The 23,426-nt window shown below is 72.3% G+C and carries 20 protein-coding genes; 8 read left to right on the top strand and 12 right to left on the bottom strand.

Going from position 1 to position 23,426, the window contains the following annotated elements; all coding sequences use genetic code 11:
• Window positions 1-6: 6 nt before the first annotated feature.
• From V8690_RS38420 to V8690_RS38380, 9 genes are all read right to left on the bottom strand, one after another.
• Window positions 7-921, bottom strand: a complete 915-nt coding sequence (locus V8690_RS38420; protein ID WP_338784644.1) for an integrase — start codon at window positions 919-921, stop codon at window positions 7-9.
• Between the two features lie 1,118 nt (window positions 922-2,039).
• Window positions 2,040-3,797: a class I adenylate-forming enzyme family protein gene (locus V8690_RS38415; RefSeq protein WP_338784643.1), complete on the bottom strand. Its 1,758-nt coding sequence runs from the start codon at window positions 3,795-3,797 to the stop codon at window positions 2,040-2,042.
• Window positions 3,794-5,605, bottom strand: a complete 1,812-nt coding sequence (locus V8690_RS38410) for a CoA transferase (protein WP_338784642.1) — start codon at window positions 5,603-5,605, stop codon at window positions 3,794-3,796. The genes V8690_RS38415 and V8690_RS38410 overlap by 4 nt, the downstream gene beginning before the upstream one ends.
• The gene (locus tag V8690_RS38405; RefSeq protein WP_338784641.1) at window positions 5,602-6,423 is read right to left on the bottom strand and encodes a methyltransferase domain-containing protein; all 822 of its coding nucleotides are present in this window, start codon (window positions 6,421-6,423) and stop codon (window positions 5,602-5,604) included. The genes V8690_RS38410 and V8690_RS38405 overlap by 4 nt, the downstream gene beginning before the upstream one ends.
• A 247-nt stretch (window positions 6,424-6,670) precedes the next feature.
• Window positions 6,671-8,254 carry a class I adenylate-forming enzyme family protein gene (locus V8690_RS38400; RefSeq protein ID WP_338784640.1) on the bottom strand — a complete coding sequence of 528 codons (1,584 nt, stop codon included), beginning with the start codon at window positions 8,252-8,254 and terminating at the stop codon, window positions 6,671-6,673.
• Window positions 8,241-9,611 carry an FAD-dependent oxidoreductase gene (locus V8690_RS38395; protein WP_338784639.1) on the bottom strand — a complete coding sequence of 457 codons (1,371 nt, stop codon included), beginning with the start codon at window positions 9,609-9,611 and terminating at the stop codon, window positions 8,241-8,243. Before V8690_RS38395 ends, V8690_RS38400 begins: the two co-directional genes overlap by 14 nt.
• The gene (locus V8690_RS38390) at window positions 9,608-10,582 is read right to left on the bottom strand and encodes a UbiA family prenyltransferase (protein ID WP_338784638.1); all 975 of its coding nucleotides are present in this window, start codon (window positions 10,580-10,582) and stop codon (window positions 9,608-9,610) included. The genes V8690_RS38395 and V8690_RS38390 overlap by 4 nt, the downstream gene beginning before the upstream one ends.
• A 114-nt stretch (window positions 10,583-10,696) precedes the next feature.
• Window positions 10,697-11,839 (bottom strand): DegT/DnrJ/EryC1/StrS family aminotransferase, encoded by a 1,143-nt coding sequence (locus V8690_RS38385; protein ID WP_338784637.1) that lies wholly within the window; start codon window positions 11,837-11,839, stop codon window positions 10,697-10,699.
• Window positions 11,836-12,930, bottom strand: a complete 1,095-nt coding sequence (locus V8690_RS38380) for a DegT/DnrJ/EryC1/StrS family aminotransferase (RefSeq protein WP_338784636.1) — start codon at window positions 12,928-12,930, stop codon at window positions 11,836-11,838. Before V8690_RS38380 ends, V8690_RS38385 begins: the two co-directional genes overlap by 4 nt.
• 357 nt (window positions 12,931-13,287) lie before the next feature.
• Here V8690_RS38380 and V8690_RS38375 point away from each other — a divergent pair, with 357 nt between their 5' ends.
• From V8690_RS38375 to V8690_RS38345, 7 genes are all read left to right on the top strand, one after another.
• On the top strand, window positions 13,288-14,364 hold the full coding sequence (locus tag V8690_RS38375) for a Gfo/Idh/MocA family oxidoreductase (protein ID WP_338784635.1): 1,077 nt from the start codon (window positions 13,288-13,290) through the stop codon (window positions 14,362-14,364).
• A 1-nt stretch (window position 14,365) separates the two neighbouring features.
• Window positions 14,366-15,271, top strand: coding sequence for a sugar phosphate isomerase/epimerase family protein (locus tag V8690_RS38370; RefSeq protein ID WP_338784634.1), 906 nt, complete (start codon window positions 14,366-14,368; stop codon window positions 15,269-15,271).
• A complete protein-coding gene (locus V8690_RS38365; protein WP_338784633.1) occupies window positions 15,268-16,560 on the top strand; it encodes a M20/M25/M40 family metallo-hydrolase in 1,293 nt (430 codons plus the stop codon). Before V8690_RS38370 ends, V8690_RS38365 begins: the two co-directional genes overlap by 4 nt.
• A gap of 63 nt (window positions 16,561-16,623) precedes the next feature.
• Window positions 16,624-17,064, top strand: a complete 441-nt coding sequence (locus V8690_RS38360) for an Ldh family oxidoreductase (RefSeq protein ID WP_338784632.1) — start codon at window positions 16,624-16,626, stop codon at window positions 17,062-17,064.
• The gene (locus V8690_RS38355) at window positions 16,992-17,747 is read left to right on the top strand and encodes an Ldh family oxidoreductase (RefSeq protein WP_338784631.1); all 756 of its coding nucleotides are present in this window, start codon (window positions 16,992-16,994) and stop codon (window positions 17,745-17,747) included. The genes V8690_RS38360 and V8690_RS38355 overlap by 73 nt, the downstream gene beginning before the upstream one ends.
• The gene (locus tag V8690_RS38350) at window positions 17,744-18,694 is read left to right on the top strand and encodes a Gfo/Idh/MocA family oxidoreductase (RefSeq protein ID WP_338784630.1); all 951 of its coding nucleotides are present in this window, start codon (window positions 17,744-17,746) and stop codon (window positions 18,692-18,694) included. The genes V8690_RS38355 and V8690_RS38350 overlap by 4 nt, the downstream gene beginning before the upstream one ends.
• Complete coding sequence (locus tag V8690_RS38345; protein ID WP_338784629.1) at window positions 18,691-19,137, top strand: hypothetical protein; 447 nt, start codon at window positions 18,691-18,693, stop codon at window positions 19,135-19,137. The genes V8690_RS38350 and V8690_RS38345 overlap by 4 nt, the downstream gene beginning before the upstream one ends.
• Before the next feature lie 104 nt (window positions 19,138-19,241).
• Here the strand turns inward: V8690_RS38345 and V8690_RS38340 are convergent, their stop codons facing one another.
• The 3 genes from V8690_RS38340 to V8690_RS38330 form a co-directional block, all read right to left on the bottom strand.
• Window positions 19,242-19,775 (bottom strand): EF-hand domain-containing protein, encoded by a 534-nt coding sequence (locus V8690_RS38340; RefSeq protein WP_338784628.1) that lies wholly within the window; start codon window positions 19,773-19,775, stop codon window positions 19,242-19,244.
• Window positions 19,776-19,946: 171 nt separating this feature from the next.
• A complete protein-coding gene (locus V8690_RS38335) occupies window positions 19,947-21,206 on the bottom strand; it encodes a nucleotide sugar dehydrogenase (protein ID WP_338784627.1) in 1,260 nt (419 codons plus the stop codon).
• A gap of 51 nt (window positions 21,207-21,257) precedes the next feature.
• A complete protein-coding gene (locus V8690_RS38330) occupies window positions 21,258-21,566 on the bottom strand; it encodes a hypothetical protein (RefSeq protein WP_338784626.1) in 309 nt (102 codons plus the stop codon).
• Between the two features lie 741 nt (window positions 21,567-22,307).
• On the opposite strand from V8690_RS38330, the gene V8690_RS38325 reads away from it, so the two are divergent.
• Window positions 22,308-23,336, top strand: coding sequence for a 6-phosphofructokinase (locus V8690_RS38325; protein WP_338784625.1), 1,029 nt, complete (start codon window positions 22,308-22,310; stop codon window positions 23,334-23,336).
• The last annotated feature ends 90 nt before the right edge of the window (window positions 23,337-23,426 follow it).

The following is a 23,426-nucleotide window of genomic DNA, read 5'->3' as shown; positions in this document are numbered from 1 at the left end:
ACCGTCCTACGCGGGGAGGTCCTTGCAGAGCTTCTGCACACGGCGGCGTTCCATCGGTTCCGTGTAGTAGCCGCTCGGGCCGCGCAGGAGATAGCCCTTCTGCGTGGTGCCGTGCTTCTCCTCAAACCGCTCCATCGCTTCCCGTACCGAGCGTGGCAAGGGGACCTCCCGGAACTCCCCCGCTTTGCGGTGCTTCAGCTTCGCCGGCTTGTGCGTGTTGGAGTGGATCTGCTCGCGCACCCGGTAGACGTCATCCGCCGCAACGTTGTTGATGTTGACTGCCCTGGCTTCCCCGTTTCGCAAGCCGCAGCCCACCATCATGACGATGTCAAGCGCGAGATACTCGTCGGCGGCAGTCAGTGCCTTCTTCACGTAGGCGAGGGGCGGGATGACCACCTTCTGACGGACGTACTCCGGCTCTTGGACCCCCTTCAAAGGGTCGTCCGCCATGGCCCCCTTGCCATAGGCGTCCCGCAAGATCGTCTTCAGAGTGCGGAAGATGTTCACCTGGTTTCCGCGGCCCACCCCATCGGCCTCCAACTCGTCCAGGAAACGCTCGACCACGATCGGCGTGACGGAGTTCAGCTTTCTTGATCCGAGACGGGGGACGATGTGCACGTTGATGGAGCTGTCGACGTGCCAGCCCGTGGAGTACTCCGTCATCCTCCGTTGCCGCGGCCGCCACTGCTTCGCGTATTCCGCGACCGTCTGCTGACCGAGTTCCCGGCGGGCCTCGGCAACGGACGGCGCCGTCTTCTTCTTCTCCGCATAGATCTGCGTAAGACGCTCGATCGCGTCATCCTGCGTGTCGTGGCCGGCCTCTTCACGCTGCTTGCCGAGAGCATCTCTGAACCGAATCATGTACGGGTGCGGGCAACGGGTCGGCCTGGAACAACCGCACTCCTTGAAGAACGACCCCATCCCACGAGCGAGTTGTCGAGCCACGTATCAAGCCTTCCGAGCAGGGCGTCAGGCGGGGCAGCAGATACCTGCCGCGAGTGCAGGTCAGCAAGCCGGAAGCCACCAGGCCGATGCTGACCGTTTGCTGACCTGGAGGCGGCGATCAGAGCTCCGAGAGCACGCGGACCGGCTCTCGCTCCGTCAACTGTCCCACGTAGTGGATTCCGACGTCCCACTCTCCCAGCCGCGCCGCCGGTAGGCGTGGGTGTAGCCGCCCGCGGTGTAGTGCTGCTCGAACACCGCCACCCGTCGGCCCTGGCGCGCCAGGCATACCGCGGTGGTCAGCCCGCCGGCCCGGACCCGACCACCGCCGCGTCGTACTCGTCCGTCACCCCGCCCGCCGCCAACGGCCGACCCACCAACACGCGACCCGTCACATCCACCACCTTCGCCGCAGCTCTACAGGCCCCGCCCAGTCACGCCACTGCATCGCTGCGGGCCACGACCTGCGGCTGACCCAGGAGACCGAAGCGGCACAGAAGTTGTGAGCGTCCGCCAGTCCCGTTACGGGCGTGGCGGCAGTCCGACGGTGCTGCCCGCGGTGACCGTCCGGCGCATATCCGCGCGTTGACCGACTCGACCACCTCCGAAGCACCCACAGCGTCGGTCCCCCAGTTTGAGGGCCGGGTCTCCGCAGCCGGTCATGAGAGGCGCGGGAGGTTCCGAGACTCGTGACACGGGATAGAACGCCTGATGCCGGCCAGTCCCCTGAAGCGTCCGTGGCTCTCAGGCGAGGACGACTGGCTCGCCGCTCAGCGCCACACCGGCTTGGCGCTTTAAATGCGGGTCGAGCACCTGGCGTGGCCCATGCGGTTGCCCGCCGGCCGGTGCATCGCATCGATCGGCCTTGACTATGCGGTCGTCCGCCAGACGGCCCGAGGGAGAACCCGCGCCCTTACCGGTGAGCTGCCGATGAACGCAACCGTCAGGGAACCTCCACTGGCTGACCCGTCGCCGACTCACCCGACGGCCCATCAGGTCGACGGCATCCTCCCAGTCCTTCATAACCTGCTCCGAGGAGCCGCAAGGACCTTCTTGACGGTGATGGCGTCCTGTTGCCACGGGCAGACGCCGCTCGCCTACGCCGGCTCCGCAGGTGGCGTTCTGTGGGACCTGCCCCGGCTGCTCTCCTCAGCCTCGCGAGAATCCTGTGGTCTTTCCCGAGCAAAGCGCGCGGTCGCTCGGGACATCAGGGTGCGGTAGCAGACCTTCCCGCTGGGGCCGAGGGGCATCTCGTCCAGGACCAGGAGACGTTCGGGATGTTTCCGGCGGGCCAGGCCACGGTCTCCCAAGTGGGTCGTGAGGTCTGACAGATTGGGAACGGGTGTGCCCGGGGCCGGGCGGACGCAGGCGCACAGCCGTTCCCCGAGGTTCGGGTCGGGCACCGGAACGCAGACCGCCTCGGCCACCGCTGGATGGGTGCCCAGTTCGCGTTCGACCTCGGCGAGACTGATGTTGAGCCCCCCGCGCACAGCGATGCGTTTGAGCCGGCCCAGGACGTGCAGCCTTCCGCGCTCGTCCAGCAGACCGAGGTCGCCCGAGCGCACCCAGCCGTCGGAGGTGCGGTAACGGCTGTCCAGTTCAGGTGCGTTGACGTAGCACAGCGGCGTCATGGGGCCCAGGGTCTCGATCTGACCCGTCCGCCCGGTGGGTAGCGGCGTGCCGTCGGGTCCGGTGATCCGGATGCGGGCCACCGCGGGGTCCGGGGTGCCGACGCTGTCGCCCGGCGGGTGGCTTTCTCCGGCCGTGTGGCAGTTCACGCCGTCAGACGAGCCGTAGACGGTCACCACCGGTCGGCCGAACCGTTCGCGGCATGCCTGGGCGGTGGCCGCCGGCAGAGTGGCGCCGCTGGAGACGACGGCACGCAACGACGACGTGTCCTCGTCCGGCCGCGCCGGGAGGTCGGTGATGCGCCGGAGCATCGTGGGCACCGCGAAGAGGTGGGTCGGACGATGCTCGGCGACCATCCGCAGCGCTCCGGCGGGGTCGAAGGCCGACTGCACGATGAGGGTGCCGCCGAGGGCGGCGAGGGTGACCGGTGTGCCCAAAGATCCGAAGGAAGAGGCCAGCGGGACGAGGACCAGGTGGCGGGGCGGCAGCATGGTGTCGGCGTGCAGGCTCCGGACGTACCGCGCACGGCCGCCGGCCAGGGCGTGATGGCTGTAGGCGACCATCTTCGGCTCGGCTTCGGAGCCGGACGACACCAGGATGCGGGCGGGTCCGTACGTGTCAGCCTGCTGCGGCCGCCGGCAATGCCGGGCCGGGGTGGGCGGGGAGTTCAGTCCGTGCGTCCGTCCGTCGCCCGGGCCGGGGGTGAACACGGTGCGCAGGTGCGGAAGATCCTCGACGGCCTGTGCCCGGCGGGCCGATGCGAGGACGGCGCCGCGGGCCCGCGAGCGGGCGAGCAAGGCCCGGACGTCCCGGTCGTCGCCGCCCGGGGGGATCGGGAGGGCCACCGAGCCGATCGCGTAGATGGCGAGTTCTGCGGCCACGGCGTCGCGTCCGTTGGGCAGCAGGAGCGCCACCACGTCTGCCTCTCCCAGGTCCGCCTGGGCGAACAGGGCGGCGATCCGGCGGACTTCGACGTCCAGCGCCGCGTAGGACAGCACTCCGGCGTCGTCCACCAGCGCCTGGCGGTCCGGGTGTTCGCGGACGCGGTCGGTGAACAGTGCGTAGAGGTCGGTGTCCGGGCACAAGCCCGCCGTCACCCAGGCACGTCGTTGGGCGCGGGGCACCAGATCCGGGAAGCGCACTCCGGCACGTGAGGTCCACACCGGCTGCCCGGCCCGGCTCGCGGGTGGGGCGGTACGGTGCCGGGTCGCGGGGGCGGCCGTCATGCGAACTCCCAGGGAGCGTAGGGGCGTGCCTGGCCGGTGAACGGATCAGGTGGTGCGACGGCCGCCCGGAAGGCCGGGTCGCGGGCCAGAGCCGTCAGGTGGGTGAGTACGGGAGTCGCGGTCAGACCGGCCTCGGCCAGTCGTGCCGTCCACTCTTCGGTGGTGCGGCGGGCGAAGCGGGCCGCGAGGTCCTCGGCGGCCATGGGGCCGGCCCCGTCCAGCAGGCGGAGCACCGCCTCGGGGCACGCCCGGGCCTCGGGGCCCAGGTACAGATGGCCGTCCGCTGTGCGCAGCGGCCGGTCCCGTGCCGTCCAGCGGGGCCGGTGGGCGGGACGGGGGACGAGAGCGGCCGCGGAGACAAGGGAGGAGTCGACGCGGCTGCCCCGGCCGGTCGCCTCCCGAGCAGCCAGCGCGGCCAGCACCCCCTGGGCGCACACCAGCCCGCCGAGCACGTCGGTGAGGGTCATCAGGGAGGGGGCCGGGGGCTGGTCCGCCGGCCGTACCGCCGCGGCGAGCCCGCTGTGCACCTGGGCTAGGTAGTCGGTGCCCAGGGGCGGCCGGTCGCCGAAGGCGTCCCCGAAGCCGGATGCCCAGGCGTACACCAGGGCGGGGTGGCCGGGCAGCAGGTTGGACGCGTCCAGGCCGAGCCGCGCGGCTTTTCCGGGGGCCCAGTTGTGAAGGAAGACGTCGGCCTCGGCGGCCAGCGCGCGGACCGTGTCCCGACCCGGCGCGGTGGTGAGGTCGGCCTCGACCACCGGCTTGTCCGCGTTGAGAGCCGAGAACCGGGCCGAGCAGTCTCCCGCCAGCGGAGGGAGCCAGCGCATCGGGTCACCGCCGGGCGGTTCGATCCGGACCACCTCGGCACCCAGCATCCGCAGGACGTGCCCGGCGAGCGGGCCCTGCACCCTGCGGGTGGACTCCACCACCCGCAGGCCCGTCAGCGGCAGGACGGCACCGGAGACCGGGACGGCCGGGCGTGGGCCGGGCACGGCGGTCTCCGGGTGCGCCCGGACCTTGGGGAACGGCGCCGGTCCCGGAGTGAGGCACCAAGGTGCCGGGCGGACGGCGGGAGCCGGGTCGGAGCCGACCGTGAGGAGACTGACGCCGGTATGGTGCGCGGCGGCCCGCAACTGGGCCAGCGTGCGGCGGCGGGCGGCCTGCCTCAGTTCGTCGGGCAACGGGCAGACGGCGGTGGCGAACCGCTGCTGGAAGGGCAGCCAGCCCCGGCCTGCGGGCGCGGGGGCCACGCCGAGCAGGTCCCAGAACTCCCGCCACGCCAGGGGATCGAGGGTCTCGACCTCCACGCGGGCGTCGTCGGACGTCTCCAGGGTCGCCAGGCCGTCTGGCTGGGGTACGTCGGATGGGGCCGCCGGCACATCCGGCTCGGGCGCACCGGAGTCGGCACGGGCCGTCTCGGCGGCGAGGTACTGGCCGACCGCCAGCAGCGCCCCCTGCGCCACCGAGGTCCGCACCTCGCGCAGGTCCAGCCCGCGGGCCCGCGCGATGCGGAGAGCGGTGACGCCCTGGGCGGCGAGCAGCCCCGCCACCACCGAGGCGTAGTCGACAGCCAGCGGGAGCGGCCCGCCAGTCGCCCGGCCATGGACGTGCATGAGACCGCAGGCGGCCTGTACGGCTCGCTCGTCCGGCAGGTCAGCGTCGACTGGACCCGCCCAGTCGACGGTGTACCGCACCGTTTCCCGGCCTGGGCCGGTCGTATCCCGCGGGCCCGGCACGGTGTGCCGCAGAAGCCGGTCGGCGATCGTGGCCGCGACGGCCGGCCGGGCCGCGGCGCGCAGGCGCGGTGTCACGCTCGCTCCCGGCCGGGCCGGCGGCCCTGCACCGAGTACAGGACGCTGGATGCGGCGCGGAAGTTCGGGTCCTGCATCAGCCGTCCCACCCGGTCCAGGTCCTCCTGGGTCATGCCCCGTTCCCTCAGCCGGTCCCGGAGATTGCGAGTGTGGTTCAACTGGAGTCCGAGGCCGGGGTCCTGGGCGTGCCGTACGCCGATGTGGAGGTGGACGTCAATGGCGGTCAGCCCCGCCGCCCGCAGTGCCGCCGGCACCTTCCGTCCCCAGTGCGGATCGCCGCCCGCGGCGCGCAGCGCGGCTGTCTTGGCCCGCAGGAACCGGACATAGAGCGCCTCGGCCTCCGCGTCCGGGGTCAGCAGCGGTGGCTCGTAGGAGGCGTCGATCTCGTCGATCTGCAGCAGGCCGCCGGGTTTGAGAGCGCGCACCAGCTTGTGCAGGACGGCGTCGCGGGTGGGCAGGTGCTGCAGGACCAGGCGGGCCACCACCAGGTCGTAGGCCGCATCCGGAAGCGGGTCGCGGGCCACGTCGAGGGCGGCGACCTCCAGGTCCGGGCCGGGTGCCAGGTCGCGCGGGTCGAGGTCGGTGGCGAGCACCGAGCCACCCGGTGCCACCCGGCCCGCCAGCCAGCGCGCGATGCTGCCGCCGCCGGCGCCGACCTCCAGGCAGTGCCAGCCCGGGCCGACACCGGCGGCGGCCAGGCGGGGCAGGGTCACCGGGTCGTAGGCGGCGGCCAGGCAGCGGTGCTGGTCGCGGCTGTGCGTGGTGCCGTTGCCGAAGACCGCATGGGTGCCCTCCCGGGCGGGGGCGGGCTGGGACACGGTGTGGTTCCTCTCGTCAAACCGCGGCCCGGACAGGCGCGGTGTCGTCATGTACGGCCCGGACAGACCCCGCGGCCGACGCCGACGGGCTCGATGCCACCGCCATGCACCCTGCGGGGCGGACGCGCACCCGGGCGGAAGACCGACCGTGCCACGGCGAGACTCCTCTCGCCGTGGCACGGCCCGTGCAGCCCGGCGCCGTCGAACGGCGGCCCGGACAGCCCGGCGTCGTCGTACGACGGCCCGGTCACGTCCACCGGCCGGTGCCGGCGGGTGCGATGCCGGTGAGCTGCCGTGCCAGAGTTGAGCGGCGAACCTTGCCGGTGCCGGTGCGGGGCACCGCGTCCCAGGTGAGGACGGCCGGGTCTTGCAGCGCCGGCAGTCCGTGCGTGGCCTGTTTCCAGGCGTCCGGGTCCAGTCGGCCGTCGGCGGTGACCACGACGGGCAGAGGAACGCCGTCCGGGGCGCCGAGGATCACGCATTCAAGGACCTGCGGCAGCCGCTGCTCCAGTACGTCCTCGGTCCACAGGCAGCTCATACCGGGCAGGGTGTCGGCGGCGCGGTCCAGGATGCTGACGCTGCCGTCGCGGTGGTGGACGCCCATGTCGCCAGTGGACCACCAGTCGCCGACGCGTTTGGCGTCCCAGCGGTCCTGTTCGCCGATGTATCCCAGGGCGAGGGCGGGGGTGCGGACGAGGAGCAGGCCGGGATGGCCGCGCGGTACCGGGCGCAGCGTGTCCGGGTCCACCGCGCGCAGCCGGGTCCGGCCCGGCACGGGACGGCCGAGCCGGCGCGCCGTGGTCGCCGCGTCCGGTGCGAGCGCGGAGCGCCGCGTGTGGAAGCGGAAGGTCAGCGGTCCGGTCTCGGTCTGGCCCCAGCCCTGCATCCACAGCGGGCGGGTGCGGCGGCTGGCGGTCAGGTACGCGCGCAGGGCCGGCGGGTGCACGGCGTCGTAGGTGCTGATGTAGAGGCGGACGTGCCGGAAGGGGTTGTCCAGCCGGGTGGTGAGCGGCCGCAGCCGGATGTAGGAGGCGGGCAGGGCCTCGACGACGCTGGGCGGGTGGGCCCGCAGGAGCGGGTCTGCGGCCTCCGGGTCGTTACCGGTGAGGATCAGGATCCCGGCGGGCGCGAGCGACACGACGACGGCCGTCCAGCAGAAGGTGCGTCCGTGTCCGTACGCGCTGGCGTTGGCAAGGACGTCGTCCGGGCGGATGCCGATGCCCGGATAGCGCACCGCTTCGAAGCGGGCCAGCTTGTGCACGAGTGTCCGCGTGGAGTGAACCACCAGCTTGGGCACGCCGGTCGTCCCCGAGGTGTGATGGATGACCAGCGGTTCGTCGTCGTGGCGCCGCACCGGTACGCAGGGGCGGGACGCGTCCAGCGCGGCCAGGTGGGCCGCGCCAGGCGCGGCGGAGTCGACGGTGAGGACGATCCGGGCCGGTTCGCCGGCGGCGGTGTCCCGGCAGCGGGCCAGCACCGCAGCGGTGGTGACCAGCGCGGCGGGCCGCAGCCGCTCCAGCAGGGTGACGAGGTTCGCGGTGTCGAGGCGGGCGGACAACAGCGCGGGTACGGCGCCGAGGCGGACCGCGGCGCAGGCGAGCAGGTCGTAGTCCCAGTGGTTGTCCTTCACGATCGCCACGCGGTCCCCGGGCCCGACCCCCGCGTCGGCGAGGCGGGCCGCGGTGGCACGGACCAGGCCGGCGAGTTCGGGGACGGTCCACCGGGTGCCGGCCCGGGGGGCGATGTCGAAGGGCCGGTCCAGGTGGACCACGGTCCGGGCGCCGCCTGCCGCCGCCTCGTCGAACAGGGTGCCCATGTCATGCGGTCGCACGGATTTCCTCCGCTCGGTCGGGGCCGGCCGGGATGATCCGTCCGAGCCTGCTCAGGACGCGGGACGCGGCCAGCGCGCCCGCCCGGACGGCTCCTTCGGAGGCGGGCCGCAGCATGAGCCAGTCGCCGGCGTACTCCACGGCGCGCGCCGGCCGGGACAGGAAGCCGGCGCGTACGCGCAGGGTCTGGGGTGTGGCTTCCGGCAGGCCATGGCGGAAGGCGTGCACGAGACGGTGGCGGCAGGCGTCGCCGATACCCGGGACATAGCGTTCCGCCGCGCGGACGAGGAGTTCGGCGGCCTCGTCGGGAGGAGCGTCCAGCAACGCGCGGACTCGGCGTGGAGCGGCCACGAGGGTGACCAGGCCCCGGCCGGCGGGAACCCGGCCGGGGTCCTTGACGTGGTCGACGACGACGCCGGAGAGCACGTCCTCCTCGGCGGCCGGGGTGAGCAGGATGTGCACCGGCCGACGGGCGGCTGGGGCGAGAGGGCGGTCCAGCAGGCAGCTGACCTTCATCATGGGCGTGAAGGTGCAGGAGGTGAGGAACGGCTGCTCGTCGGCGGGGACGTCCGGGCGGAGGGCCGCCGCGACGGGTGCCGGTACGGCGAGCACGGCGGCCCGCGCGGTGACCTGCCCGTCGTCGAACCGCAGTACGGCGTGCCCGCCCGCGTCGGTCACCTCGCGTACGGCGCGGTCGGTGACGACCTCGGCGCCGGAGGCAAGGCGGCGGGCCAGGAAGTCCATGCCGTCGCGGTAGGTCCGCCAGGCGGCGGGTGAACCGGCCTCCAGCAGCAGGCTGACCATGGGGGCGGCCGTCGACCGGGCGGTGTCCCAGCCGAAGAAGCAGCCGGCGACCGGCTGGAAGAGGTAGTCGTGCAGGTCGCGGTGGTAGCGGGCGGCCATCTCCCGCACGGTGGCGGCGCCCAGCGGGCTGTGTTCGGGACGGTCACCGTCGAATGCGGCGCGGCGGCGGCCGGTCCAGGCGGAGAAGGCGGCCAGGTCGAGCCGCGCCCGGTGGGACAGGCCCGCTCCGGTGACCACGGCCGTGCTCTCGCCGACGCCCAGGTGGGCGCGTCCGCCGCGCCAGACGGCGACCGCGCCGCCGACCCGGGGCACGTCCGCGGGAGTGACGCGCAGCCGGCGCAGCAGCTCCCAGGTCGCACGGTAACCGCGGGACGAGACCTGCTCGGCGCCCGTGTCCACCGTCCAGCCCTCCTGGCGGATGCTGCGCATCCGGCCGCCGACCTCCGGCAGTTGCTCGTACACCCGGACGGCCAGCCCGGCGCGGCGCAGTTCGTGGGCGGCGGTCAGGCCGGCGATGCCCGCGCCGACGACGGCGACGTCGAGATCGGGCTTCATGCGGCGGCTCCCGTTCCGACGACGACGTTGGCCACGGTCATCAGCACCACGCTCAGCCGGTGCACCGCGAAGCCCGTCCGGCGGGCGGTCATGATGTCGCCGCGGACGAACCCGGTCAGGTACTGACGGGCTCGCAGCGCGGTCGCCGGCAGCATCAACAGCACGAACCACCAGGGAGCCACCCCGGTGGCCGAGGCGACCGCGCCGATGAGGAACTCGGCGACCGACAGGGCGCCGATGAAGACGGCGTTGCCCCGCTCGGAGACCAGGGCGGCCACGGTCGGACGGCCTACGGCCCGGTCGCCGGCCACGTCGTTGGTGTTGGAGTAGACCCCGAACATCAGCGGCCCGAACCCGAACAGCACCGCCTGCACCATCAGGAAACCGGAGAAGCCCCCCGTCACCAGGCCGTACGGAACGATCACCAGCACGGCACCGAGGGCGACCAGGAACACCTCCTGGAAACCGTGGTAACTGATCTTCAGCCCGTACGAGTACTGCAGCGACACCACGAACAGCGCGCCCGCCGTCACCAGCGCCCACAGCGGGTGGTGCGGCGCGAGCGCGGCGGCGCCCGCCCAGAGCACCGCCCCGGCCGCCGCGCAGGCCCAGGCGAAGCGCAGCGCCTGGGGTACCGTCAGTGCCCCGGCGACCAGGGGTTTGCGTGCCTTGCTGCGCAGCGGGTTGTCGGGACCGTAGTTGGCGAGGTCGCTGCCGTCCCGGAACCCGGTGACGTCGTCCAGGGCGACCATCGCCATGAGGACCGCGACTTCGCCGGCCAGGAACACCGCCATCACCAGTGCCTGCCGGGCGGTGAAGGCGTCGGCCGGGAACAGCGCGGCGGTCAGGGCGAGGAAGATGCCGAGGTAGTAGTCGTACACGTCCAGCTTGCCGAGCCGCGCGTAGGCGCGCAGCCGACTGTGGCCGTGGGCGGTCGCGGCGGGACGGCCGGCCGCGATGCTGTCCGTCATGGGTGACCTCTTGAGGGGTGTCTGCGTCCGAAGGGGGGTGCCGCTCGCCCGGGCAGCGCGATGGGCAAGGCGTGCGGTCGGGGGTCAACGGTGTCCGAGGCGGGCGGTCGCCAGTCAGCTGCGCTCGGTGGCGAAGGCGCACACGAGGTCGGCGACGTGCTCGACCTGTGCGTCGGTCAGCAGGTGGTGCACCGGAAGGGCGAGATGGCGGCGGGCGGCCTGTTCGGCGCGCGGCCAGCGGGCACCGGGCGGCGCGTAGGGGGCGAAGGCACGGTGGGCGGGCAGGGGGCACGGATAGTAGACGTGCGTGGCCACCCCCCACTCGGCCAGGTGGGCGCCGAGGGCCTCCCGGTCCTCGGCCAGGACCGTGTACACGTAGAAGCACCGGCCGTCCCGGCCGGGCGGCGGCGGGACCACACCGTGGCCGGCCAGCGGCGTGAAGCGCTCGGTGTAGTACGCGGCGATCTCCGCCCGTCGCGCCAGCCGCGCCGGGAAACCGGAGTAGCGGTACGTCTGGAAGGCGGCCTGGATCTCGTCGAAGCGGCTGTTGAGCCCGAAGGTGTGGTGGACGAACCGGCGACCGGCGTACTGGCCGTGGTTGCGCAACATCCGCACTTTCTCGCCCAGTACCGGGTCCCGGGTGACGACCACGCCGCCCTCGCCGGGCATGCCACAGGTCTTGACCTGCACGAAGGAGTAGAGCCCCGCGTCGCCCCACAGCCCGGCCGGGACGCCCTGCAGCACGCCGCCCTGGGCGACCGCCGAGTCCTCCAGCAGGCGCAGTCCGTGCCGCCGGGCCAGTTCCGCGAAGCGTGGCATGTCGGCCATGACGGAGAACATGTGGGCCGGCATCACCGCCTTGGTCCGCTCGGTGACGAGCCGCTCCGCCTCGTCCGGGTCCATGGTCATGGTGTCCGGCCGGATGTCGGCGAAGACCGGTGTGGCCCCGACATCGACCACCGAGGCGGCCAGGGGCGCGCAGCCGAACGCCGGAACGATCACCTCGTCACCGGGACCTGCGTCCATGGCCCGCAGCACCAGCGAGAGCGCCGACGTGCCACTGGAGCAGGCGACCACGTCGGCGGCCCCCAGGTCCTCGCGCAGCAGGTCCTCGAAGGCGGCGGTGCGCCTGCCCAGGATGAACCGCTGCTCCGGGTCGAGGCCCACCTCGCGTACCAGCTCGATCAGTGCGGGGCGGTCGGCTTCGAAGAGGGCGGGAGGGAAGAACGGGACGGCGGTAGGGAGCGATGCGGTCATGCGGTCGTCCTCGTTCCGGCGAGGAAGGAGCGGATGGTGTCGCAGACGCGGTCCAGGTCGTCGGATCCGAGATCGGGGTGGAAGGGCAGGGCGACGGCGTGCCGGGCCGCCGCCTCGGCGTGGGGGAACTCGCCCTGCCGGTGGCCCAGGTGCGCGAAGGCGGGCTGGTGGGGCAGGGGCACCGGGTAGTAGACCTCCGTGCCGATGGCGTGCCGAGCGAGGTGGTCGACGAGGGCGTCCCGGTGCTCGGTCTCGATCAGGTAGACGTAGTACACGTCGCGGTCGTCCGGTGTTCCGGCGGTGGTCCGCGGCAGGCGGATGATCCCCGGCGCGTCCCGCAGACGGGCGGTGTACGCGTCCGCCAGTTCCGCCCGGCGCGCGATGTGCTCCTCCAGGAGGGACAGCTTGGCGAGCAGGACGGCCGCCTGGATGTCGTCCATCTTGCTGTTCGCGCCGGGCAGGGCGCTTTCGGTGGAGATGGCCGGGAAGTTGTTCAGCGTTCGGCCCGGCCTGCCGTGGTGGCGCAGCGCCGCGACGGTGGCCGCCACCTCCGGGTCGTCGGTGAGCACGGCTCCCGCGTCGCCGAGCGCGCCGAGCGTCTTGGAGGGGAAGAAGGACAGGACGCCGCCGACCCCGTGCAGGCCCGCGTGCACTCCGTGCCGGTGCATGCCGATCGCTTCGGCGCTGTCCTCGACGACTGTCAGGCCGTGCAGCCGGGCGACGGCGGTGACGGCCGCCATGTCGGCCATCGTGTGGAACAGATGCACCGGCATCACGAACCGGCTCCGCGGAGTGACGGCCGCCTTCAGCGCCGCGGGGTCGATCGCGTGCGTCTCCGGATCGATGTCGACGAACTGCGGTGTCCCGCCTGCCAGTACTACGGCAGATGCGGTGGCGAAGAACGAGTACGCCGGCACCAGGACACCGTCGCCGGGGCGCACTCCGCAGGCGCGCAGCAGCAACACCAGCGCGTCTGTGCCACTGTTGACGCCGATCACATGCCGGGCGCCGGTGTAGTCCGCAAGCGCCGCCTCGAGCTGCCCGACCTGTTTCCCGTGGGAGAACTTGCCACTGTGGAAAACGTCGTCCAACGCCTTTTCGATGGAAGGCCACAGTCGTTCGAAAGTCGCAGCCTGAGAGAAGAAGGGAATTCGATCGGCCGTTCCCGGCGCAGTCGGTAATGCACCCCCGGCGCGCGCCGGAATCTGTCCACTGGAAGGCAATCTCTCACCTGTCTCCGTCGTGTCAGCGGAATGCCCACGCTAATCGGACTTCATGTCGACGTGAGAAAGGAAAGGATCATCTTCACACGTTCTGGGGAACGGCGTTCCGGACGTCTTGACCATGGCTGCACGAGGCCGCAACAGTGATGCGGCGCACCGGAGTTGTGCGTGGCGCAGCGAATTGCACGCGCCCGTTTCCTTCCCGTTCCCCTCTCAGGAGGCCCTGTGCTGCAGCCCCTCGTGGTCGGGCTCGGCCGGTCCGGATCAGGACTGCATCTGAACACGCTCGGCAGTCTGGCCCGGCGAACCGCGGCCACGGGAGATCCGCTCGTCGCCCTGCCCGCGGTCGGCTGCGACCCGCGCGCCGACAGTCTGCGGCTCCTGGGCACGCCCGGCGAGGTCACGGCCGTCACCACGCTGGAACAGGCCCTGCAGTACGTGGACCCCGCCACCGCGGTGGTCCACGTGTGCACACCGCCCCGGCTGCGCTACGACCTCCTCGCGGAGCTGGCCGGACACGGCTTCCGCCGAATGATCGTGGAGAAACCCCTCGCCGCGTCCACGGACGAACTCGACGCCCTGATCCGGCTGCGTCAGGAGGCCGGGCTCGATCTCGTGACCGTCGCCCACTGGATCACCTCCCGGCTCGCCGGCCGGTTACGCCGGCTGGTGGGCGGCGGACGGCTCGGCTCCCTGCGCCGTATCACCGTCGACCAGCACAAGCCCCGCTTCCTGCGGTCCCTGGCGACCGAAGGGCATCCGTCCGCCCTGGACGTGGAGATCCCTCATTCCCTGGCGCTCGCGCTCGATCTGGCCGGACCGGCCGAACTCCGCGCCGCGCACTGCTGGGACCTGCGCTGCGAGGACCGCGGACTGCCCCGCCTGGGCGGCGCGCACGTCGAACTGGATCACCGTTCGGGCGTGGTGACGCTGCTGCGCTCCGACCTCGGCGCACCCGTCCGGCAACGCAGCGTCGTCTGCGAGTTCGAAGGCGGGACGGCCACGGCCCACTTCCCACTCAGCGAGGACGACGACCACGCGCAGTTGGTCGTCGCCCCCTTCGACCGCGGTGCGACGGCCCCGCCGACCGGCGTCCTCGACGCGGACGGAGTGCCCGGGATCGGACACCACGTCTTCCGGGACGACGCCCTGACCGACTTCCTGGACGACGCCTACCACGGCTTCTCCTCCGGCGCCGGGGACATCGGGAACTTCCCGCTCGCCTGCGCGACCGCCCGGCTGCTGTGCGCGGCCCGGGAGCACTGCGCCGTCACACCGCGCGCCGGCGCCGGGAGCCGCTGACATGTCCCGGCACTGCACCGCCGGATCCAGCGTCCGGGGGTTCGGGCCGCTCACCGGCATCGGCGACGAGGCGGCACCCGGCACCGACGGGCAACTGGCAGCGCTGCGAAGGCTTGGCTGGAACGCCATCGAACTGCGCACGGTCGACGGCACAGCCCTCGCCGACCTCTCCCCGGCCGCCTTCGGCACGCTGGCCCGGCGGCTCGCGGACGAAGGCGTCACCGTGACCGCCGTCGCCTCCCGGATCGGCAACTGGTCCCGTCCCGTCACCGGTGACCTCGGCCAGGACCTGGCGGAACTCGACGTCCTGGCCGAGCGCTGCGCCACCCTCGGCTGCCGTCTGGTGCGGATCATGTCGTACCCCAACGACGGTCTGGCGGAGACCGAGTGGGCCGACCGCGTCCTGGCCCGCACGGCCGTCCTGGCGGACCGCGCCGAGCGCGCGGGCCTGGTGCTGGTGCACGAGAACTGCGCGGGCTGGGCCGGGAACCGGGCCGACCGCGCGCTACGACTGCTGCGCGCCGCGAACAGCCCCGCCCTGCGGTTGCTGTTCGACACCGGCAACGGCGTCCCGTACGGCTACCGCGCCCCGGACATGCTCCGCGACCTCGCCCCGTACGTCGTCCACGTCCACATCAAGGACGCCGTCCGCACCCCGGACGGCGTCACCGCCTACACCCTGCCCGGCGAGGGTGAGGCCGGGGTGGTGGAATGCCTGGAACTGCTGGCCGCCCACGGCTACACCGGAGCACTGTCCCTCGAACCCCATCTCGCGGTTCGCCCCCACGAGGGGCTGGCCCGGGCCGGTGAGGACGCCGCAGACCTGTTCGTCCGGGCCGGACAGGCGCTCGCCGGGCTGCTGGACGCCGGACAGCCCGTCACCGGCCCGCTGGACGGCCCGGTGTGAGCGACCTCTTCACCGGTCGGCACCGAAAGTTACTGCTGGACCTGCTGCGCCTGCCGAGCGTCAACCCCCTGGAGGCCGGCCCAGACGATCCGCCGTCGCGGCTGCCCGAGATCCTCCAGCGGTACGCGACGGCCGCCGCCGACATGGGGTTCCGCACCGTCCGCCTCGCCAGTCCGCCCGCCGCCTGCCTTCACGGCCCGGGGGTGCCGTCCACGGTCCGCGCCGCCGCCCGCGATCCGCGCTTCCTCGCGGACCAGCCCAGTCTGCTGCTGCGGCTGGGACCCGAGCGTCCCCGTGCGCACACCGTGATGTTCAACGTCCACCTGGACACCGTCGCCGGGCACACCCTGCCCGCCTTCAACGGCGTGCGGTTCACCGGCCGTGGCGCGGTCGATGCCAAGGGACCCGCCGTGGCCCTTCTCGCCGGGCTGCGGGCCGCCGCGTCCCACCCCGCCGTCGGACGGGACGTCACCGTCCTGCTCCAGGCCGTCGCCGGGGAGGAGGGCGGCGCCCTGGGCACGTACGGCACCCGCCCGCTGCTGGAGGCCGGGCATCACGGCCGCCTCAACGTGTTCTGCGAGCCGACCGGGCTGCGCGCGCTGCCTCGGGCCACTGCCGCGATGACCGCGCGGATCACCGTCGCGGGCGAGGACGCGGTGGACGACCATCCGGACGCCGGACACAACGCCACCGTGCTGATGGGATTCCTGGCCCAGCACCTCGCCGCCCGCCTGGACGGGGCCGTACCCGGTACGCGGGTGTGCGTCGCCGGACTGCACACCGGCCGTACGCACAACCGCGTCCACGGCACCGGCACGCTGCTGCTGAACCTGTCATACCGCCGCACTGCCGACGGCGACCGCCTGAAGACCGAGGTCACCCGGCACGTCGCCGACGGCCTGCACCGCTTCACCGAACTCTTCGCCCATACCCGCGAGTTCGCCCGCACGGCGCGGGACGCGGCACGGATCACCCGGCTCGGCTGGGACAAAGAGGGCCTGCCCGCCCTGGACGACTCCGACCCGTGGGCCGAGGAACTCCTGGCCCGCGCGGGAGCCCGGCCAGCGGCAGGCGACCCCGGCTTCACGTGCGACGCCATCTGGGCGGCCGGTCTGGACGACGCCTTCACCACCGTCCTCGGACCCGGCTGTCTCGCCGCCAACCGCGCCCACGCGCCCGGTGAGTTCGTCGACCTCGCCGACCTGGAGGAGTTCGCCGGCGTGGTCCGCCGACTCGTCACGTTCTTCGCCGAAGCGGTGCCGGCGGCGTCAGCGCAGCGACCTCCATAGAGCACCGCACCCCCAGCCGAATGACCTACGAAGACAACTGGCCCGCCCCGTAAGGAATCCCGTATGACGGCACCCACCGCCCCGCGAGCGGCGGTCGAGCGCACAACCGTCCTCGTCGACCACGCGGAACTGCATGCCTCGCTCACCGGCCTCTTCGCCGGCCACGGCATCCCTGATGCGCGGGCCCGGCTCGCCGCGGACGCGCTGTGTCACGGCGACCTGACCGGGCTCGAATCGCACGGCGTGTTCAACCTCACCCGGCTCTACCTGCCGTTGCTGGAGTCCGGCCGCTGCGACCCCCGCGCCGTACCAGAGGCCCTCACCGACCTGGGCGCCTGCGTGGCCGTCGACGCTCGACGCGCCCTGGGCCTGTGGGCCGCGGCCGAGGCCATGGACGACGCCGTGGCACAGGCCGGCACGGGGTCGGGCTGGTGTCGGTGCGTGGGGCGACCCACTTCGGGTGCGCCGGCTTCCACGCCGCACGCGCCGCGCGCGCCGGGATGATCGGCGTGGTCGCGAGCAACTGTGGCGGCCAGCGCATCGCACGGCCCCCGGGCGGCGCGGTGGCGATGCTCGGCACCAACCCGCTGAGCGTCGCCGCGCCGGCCCTCGACGGACACCCGTTCCTGCTGGACATGAGCACCACCGTCGCGCCCACCGGGCGGGTCCGCGTCGCCGCCCGCCGCGGCGTCCCCGTGCCCGAGGGGTGGCTGGAGGACGCGGCGGGCGACCCGGTGACCGACCCGTCCGCCTTCGACCGCGGCGAGGCCTTCCTGCGCTGGCTGGGCGGCACGGCCGAGACCGGCGTCCACAAGGGCTACGGGCTCGGCATCGCCGTGGAACTGCTGGCCGCCGTGGTGTCCGGCGCGGCCGTGGGGCCCGCGCCCGCCGCGCTGGAAGGCGACGGCCGGCCGCACGGCAGCGACGACGGCATCGGTTTCTTCCTCCTCGCGATCGCCCCGGAGGTGCTGCGCCCGGGCGCGGACGTGGCCGCCGCGACCCGGTCCCTGTTCGGCGCACTCGTCGACTGCCCACCGGTACCCGGCGGCGAGCCGGTGCGCTATCCGGGCTGGTGGGAGGCGGAACTCGCCACCGAGCGCCGCCGCCACGGCATCCCCCTGCCTCCGCACCTCCATGCGGAGCTGACCGCCCTCGGTCTCCTCGGCGGTCCCGGGAGCCCGCGATGACCGGGCCCTTGCGGCTCGGCGTCGTAGGTCTCGGCGCCATCTCCCCCTACTACCTGGCCGCCGCGGAACGGCTGCCCGAGTGGCGGCTGACCGCCGTGTGCGACGCCCGCGCCCAGACCCTGGAGCAGTTCCCCGGCCCGGTGGCACGCTTCAGCGACCATCGCACGCTGCTGGACCGGGCACGACCGGACGCCCTCGTCGTGGCCGTGCCCAACGATGTCCACCTGCCTCTGTGCCGGGACGCCCTGGCCGTCGGCGTCCCCGTCTGTGTCGAGAAGCCCCTCGCCCTGACCGCGGCCGAGGGGTCCTTGCTGGTGGATCTGGCGCGACGCTACGGAGTCCCGCTGATGACGGCGTTCCACCGCCGCTACAACGACGCCGTCCGCGCACTGGCGCGCCGGACGACGCGCCGGGAGATCCGCTCCGTCCGGGTGCGCTATCTGGAGCGCATCGAGGAGCATCTCGGCGGCGAGGACTGGTACCTGGACCCGGCCCGCTGCGGCGGCGGCTGCGTGGCGGACAACGGCCCCAACGCCCTCGACCTGGTGCGGCTCCTGCTCGGTGAACTCGCCGTCACCGGCTGCGAAGTCCACCGCGACGGCTCCGGCGTCGACCGTCAGGCGCTGATCCGCCTGCGTGGCCGTACGGGAACCACGGCCTCGGTCGAGCTGGACTGGTCGTACCCGGGAGAACGCAAGGACATCGAGGTGGAGCTGGCCGGCGGAGAGGTGCTGCACGCCGACATGCTGGCCGGACACACCGGCTTCAAGGCGTCGCTGTGGCACGAGTACGAGGCGGTCCTCACCGAGTTCGCCGCGCTGGTCCGTACCGGTGCCCCGGCCGGCCCGGGGGCGCACGGCGGCCTGGCCGCGCTGGAACTGGTGGAGGCGGCCTACCGCTGTGCCCGGCCCACGTTGGATGCGACGGCAGCGGAGGCGGACCGGTGAATCAGGCAGAGGACGGCCCGAAGCGAGTGGTGCGCGGATCACTGGTCAAGGTGCTCGTGCACCGCCGTACGGACCGCGGCATGCGGCTGGAGGAGCACGCGGCACGCTGTGTACGCCGGGGCGAGGTGCACGAACTGGTCACCACCGACCAGTGGGACCCGCGCCCAGGCGCCCGGATCGACCGGGTGGGTTTCCTGGGGTTCGCCGAGCTGTTGTGCGGCGGTGTGATCGACCGGGGTGACCTGGTGCGGATCGGGGACACGGCGGTCGGCACGGTGCTCGGCTTCGACGCCTGCCACCTACCGAACCACTACAACATCCTGATCCACACGACGCGTCCGGTCAGCGGCCGGGGCCTGGGCCTGCGTCCCGAGACCGTCGTCACGTTCGTCCAGGGCCGGGCCGGGGACCACGGCACGGTTCCCGCGCCGCCCGGTACCTGAAGGGCGATCCCGGATGGCGCCGACCCGCTGAACGGGCGGCGCCATCCGGTGGCCGTGGAACCCGGGTGGTCGCCCACCCGGGTCACAGCTGCCGCTCCGGCAGGTCAGCCGAGCAGCTCGACCTCCAGCTGGCCGAAGTGGAAGTCGCGGATGGTTTGCAGCAGTTCGTCCTCGGACAGCCTTCCGTCGCCGTTCCTGTCCACCTTCTGGAAGATTTCCCCGGCCTGGGAGGCCGGCACGCCGACGGCGGACAGCCAGGCCTGGAACTCACGGGCGTCGATCTCGCCGTCGTGGTTGTCGTCGCACAGGCGGACCAGCGCCTTCACGATGGGAGAGAGCGCGCGGTTGAAGCTCGCCTCCCCCTCCTTGAACAGCATCTCCCCCGTGGCGTCGAGGAACTGCTCCCGGCTGATGGCGCCACCGGCCGGGACGCCGGCCTTCTGGGCCAGGTGCTGGTACAGCCCCTGGAAGGCGCTGTGGAGCTCCTGCACTTCCGGGGAGTCGGCGCTCTTGCCGAGGTTCTGGGCGATCCGGGCGGCCTCGCCCTGGAAGTCGCTCGCCTCCAGGACTCCGTTGCCGTCGGTGTCCCACTTCTCGAAGCGCTTTGCCAGGCGGTCGTTGGCGACAGCGGTGCTCATGTGTCTCTCCATGTCTCGGACGGAGTCCGATGGTCTCGGGTGGTGTCGGATGGATGACGGACCGCGGCACCTGGGCAGGGCCGCGACCGCGCAGGGCGGTACCGCTGCGCGGGCTCTGGGGCCGACGACGGCCGGCAGGAGGAGACGCCGGCTCAGGCCGGCGCGAGGGGATCAGAGAAGGGTGACCCGTCCGCCCACGGCCTTGCCGCGGGTGTCGAGCAGGGCACAGCGGGCCTGGCCCAGTGCTTCCCTCGCGTAGCAGGCGTGATCCTGCAACAGGATCGCCACATCGGCCTGGGCCATGGCGTCCCGAAGGTTCTCGGTACGCGGCAGAGACCGGCCGCCGACAGTGAACTCGGCTATGTACGGGTCGTGGTAGTACACCTCGGCACCGGCGGCGAGCAGTCCCGCCGCCACCGGGCGCGCCGGTGTCTCCCGGACGTCGGCCACATCCGCTTTGTAGGTGATGCCGAGGAGCAGGGCCCGTGCCCCCTCAGGGCGGCCCCGGACGTCGGTGAGCAGGGCCAGCGCTCGGTCCACGACATGGTTCGGCATACGGCCGAGGACCTCGTGGGCGGCTGCCAGCGTGCGGAAGGCGAAGCCCTGGGATTCGGCCCGCGCGGCGAGATAACGGGGGTCGACGGGAACGCAGTGCCCGCCGACGCCGGGTCCGGGTCTGAAGGATGCGAAGCCGAAAGGCTTGGACGCGGCGCAGTGCAGCACGTCCCACACGTCGATGCCGGTCTCGTGGCAGAACAGTGCCACTTCGTCGACCAGCGCCATGTTGACGTACCGGTAGCTGTTTTCCAGGAGTTTGGCCATCTCCGCCTCCCGTGTGCCGCGGGCGACGACGAGGTGGTCCACGAACAGGGAGTAGAACGCGACGGCGTACTTGGCGCACAGAGCGCTGCAACCGCTCACGACCTTCGGCGTGTTGCGGATGGTCCACGTCTCGTTGCCTGGGTCGATGCGCTGCGGCGAATACGACAGGTGGAAGTCCCCGCCCGCCTGCAGCCCGCTGCCGTGCTCCAGCAGCGGCCGCACGACGTCCTCCGTGGTGCCGGGATAGCTGGTGGACTCCAGGACGACGAGCATGCCGGGGCGCAGCCGGGCGGCGACGACCCGGGCTGCGTCCTCGACCGCGGACAGGTCGGGTAAGCCCTCCGGTGTGAGTCCGGTCGGCACACAGATCACCACGGTCTGCGCGCCGTCCAGGACCGCTGGGTCGGTCGTGGCATGAAAGCCCGCGTCCAGCATGACCGCGACCTCGGCGTCTAAGACGCCGCCGACATGGGAGCGGCCTGCGGCGAGTCCCGACACCACCGTGCCGGACACGTCGTACCCCACGGTCGCCAGACCTGCCGAGACCGCGGCTCTGGAGAGCGGAAGCCCGACATGCCCCAGCCCGATGACGACGAGATCGGTGGCCATGTGCGTACGTTCTCCTGAGTGTGTGGGGGGGTGAACGGGAACAGCGGTGGCTCAGGCGGAGAAACTGCCGCTGCCGGGCGCCACGTGCGAGCCGTATCCGGGCTCCACGGTGAGGCCGGGGGTCAGGCAGAACGGGTCGGCGTAGACGGTGACCGGACGATCGGTGTGGTTTGTCAGCACATGCGCGTCGGGCGGAAGCTTCTGGCACCCGTGCGGATCGCGATAGACAGTCAGCGGCGTCACTTCCGTACCGAACACCACAACGTCGCCCTGCTCCGCCGCGGCAGCGGTACCGGTGGCGGCGCTTGCCGCGAGCAGCGCACCGGCGGCGGCGAGCATGAAGACACGGGCGCAGCGCATGAATTGGTCCTTTCGGCAGCGTGTTGTCGAAATGATTCTTTTCAGGAGATGCACCTATTAAGCACGAGCCCACCCCGATGCGCTCGAACCAGTGATGCCGTCAAGTGGAGTTGACGCCTCGGTCGGTGATCCGCGTCCCGTCGGTATCGGACGCGGGACGGGGCCGGGCACGGGTTCGCCATCGCGGCAGGAAAGCCGTCCCGGCTCAGGCGATCTCTCGTCGACTGCTGACCAGCGGCCACACGGGGAAGATCGTGGCGCCCGCGGCAGCGTTGTCTGCGAACCCCGGTACGCCGCAACGGCCTTCACCGGTGCGGCAGCACTCACCGGTGCCCCGGGCGGAATTGCCAGGCCTGGCCCCTTGAGTACTCCGTCACTGCGAATGCTGACCTCTTGCTGACCAGGACGCGGAGATCACGGCACTGACCTGCACAAACACACAAAGGCTAGATCTTGTTGAACTTGGTGCGCAGCATTGAGTGCTCCTAGAGGTGGCTCCCTGCCTGCTCACTACAGGTCAAAGGCGTTGGGGAGTGTACAACGGCAGGCCTTGCGGCAAGGAGGTCGAGCACTGTCGCGGCGACGGCGTTCCCGTCCGGCTCGTCGGAATCGACGACGACGTAACGGAGACGGGTCACCGTTACGGGGAAAGGTGGCGGCGCGTGAACCGGCGGGTGCGGCGTGGGGCAGAACCTCTCCGCTAGCGTGGGCCTCAGGACACTGCGGCGAAGGGACGAACCCATGCGGGTGGGAGTGCTGACCGGAGGCCGTGACTGCCCTGGTCTCAACGCCGTCATCCGCGGCATCGTCCGCAAGGGAGTGCAGGAGTACGGCTACGAGTTCGTCGGCCTCCGGGACGGCTGGCTCGGTGCGTTGCAGGGCGACACGGTCCCGCTCGACATCCCAGCGGTGCGCGGCATCCTGCCCCGCGGCGGCACCATCCTCGGCTCCTCGCGCACCGATCCGTTCAGGCAGGAGGACGGTGCCCGCCGCATCATGGACACCCTCGACATGCGGGAGATCGACGGGCTCGTCGTGATCGGCGGCGCGGACACCCTGGGCGTGGCCGCTCGCCTGTGGGAGGAACACGGCGTGCCGTGCGTCGGCGTACCCAAGACGATCGACAACGACGTGTCCGCCACGGACCGCACCCTCGGCTTCGACACCGCGGTCAACACCGCCACGGCGGCGATCGACCGACTGCACACCACCGCCGAGTCGCACATGCGCGTGCTCGTCGTCGAGGTGATGGGGCGCGACGCCGGCTGGATCGCGGTCCACTCGGGCCTGGCCGGCGGCGCGAACGTCATCCTCATCCCCGAGCAGCCCTTCGACCTCGACCAGGTGTGCGCCTGGGTGACGTCCCGCTTCCGGGCCTCGTACGCCCCGATCGTGGTCATCGCCGAGGGGGCCCGGCCGAAGGAGGGCCACCTGGTGCTCAGAACCGACTCGCCGGCCACTCCCGGGCCGGTGCACCTCTCCGGCGTCGGCGAGTGGCTCGCCATGGAAATCGAGAAACGCACCGGCAAGGAGGCCCGTACGACGGTCCTCGGGCACGTGCAGCGCGGCGGCTCGCCCAGCCCCTTCGACCGCTGGCTCGCCACCCGCTTCGGCCTGCACGCCATCGACCGCGTGCACGAAGGCGACTTCGGCACGATGGTCGCCCTGCGCGGCACCGACATCGTCCGCGTCCCGATCGCACAGGCCACGTCCCGGCTGAAGACGGTGGACCCGAGGCTGTACGCCGAGGTGGGGGTGTTCTTCGGCTGAGCCGGCCCACAGGGCGACGCCGGACTCGCCCGCCAGGAGCGTCAACACCCGGGATTTTTCATTAGGTTAGGCTAAGCTAAGCAGCACTCG

The sequence above is a fragment of the Streptomyces sp. DG1A-41 genome (genome assembly GCF_037055355.1).
GTDB lineage: Bacteria > Actinomycetota > Actinomycetes > Streptomycetales > Streptomycetaceae > Streptomyces.
Note: the sequence above shows the minus strand (reverse complement) of the source record. Positions and strands in the feature narration are given on the sequence as shown.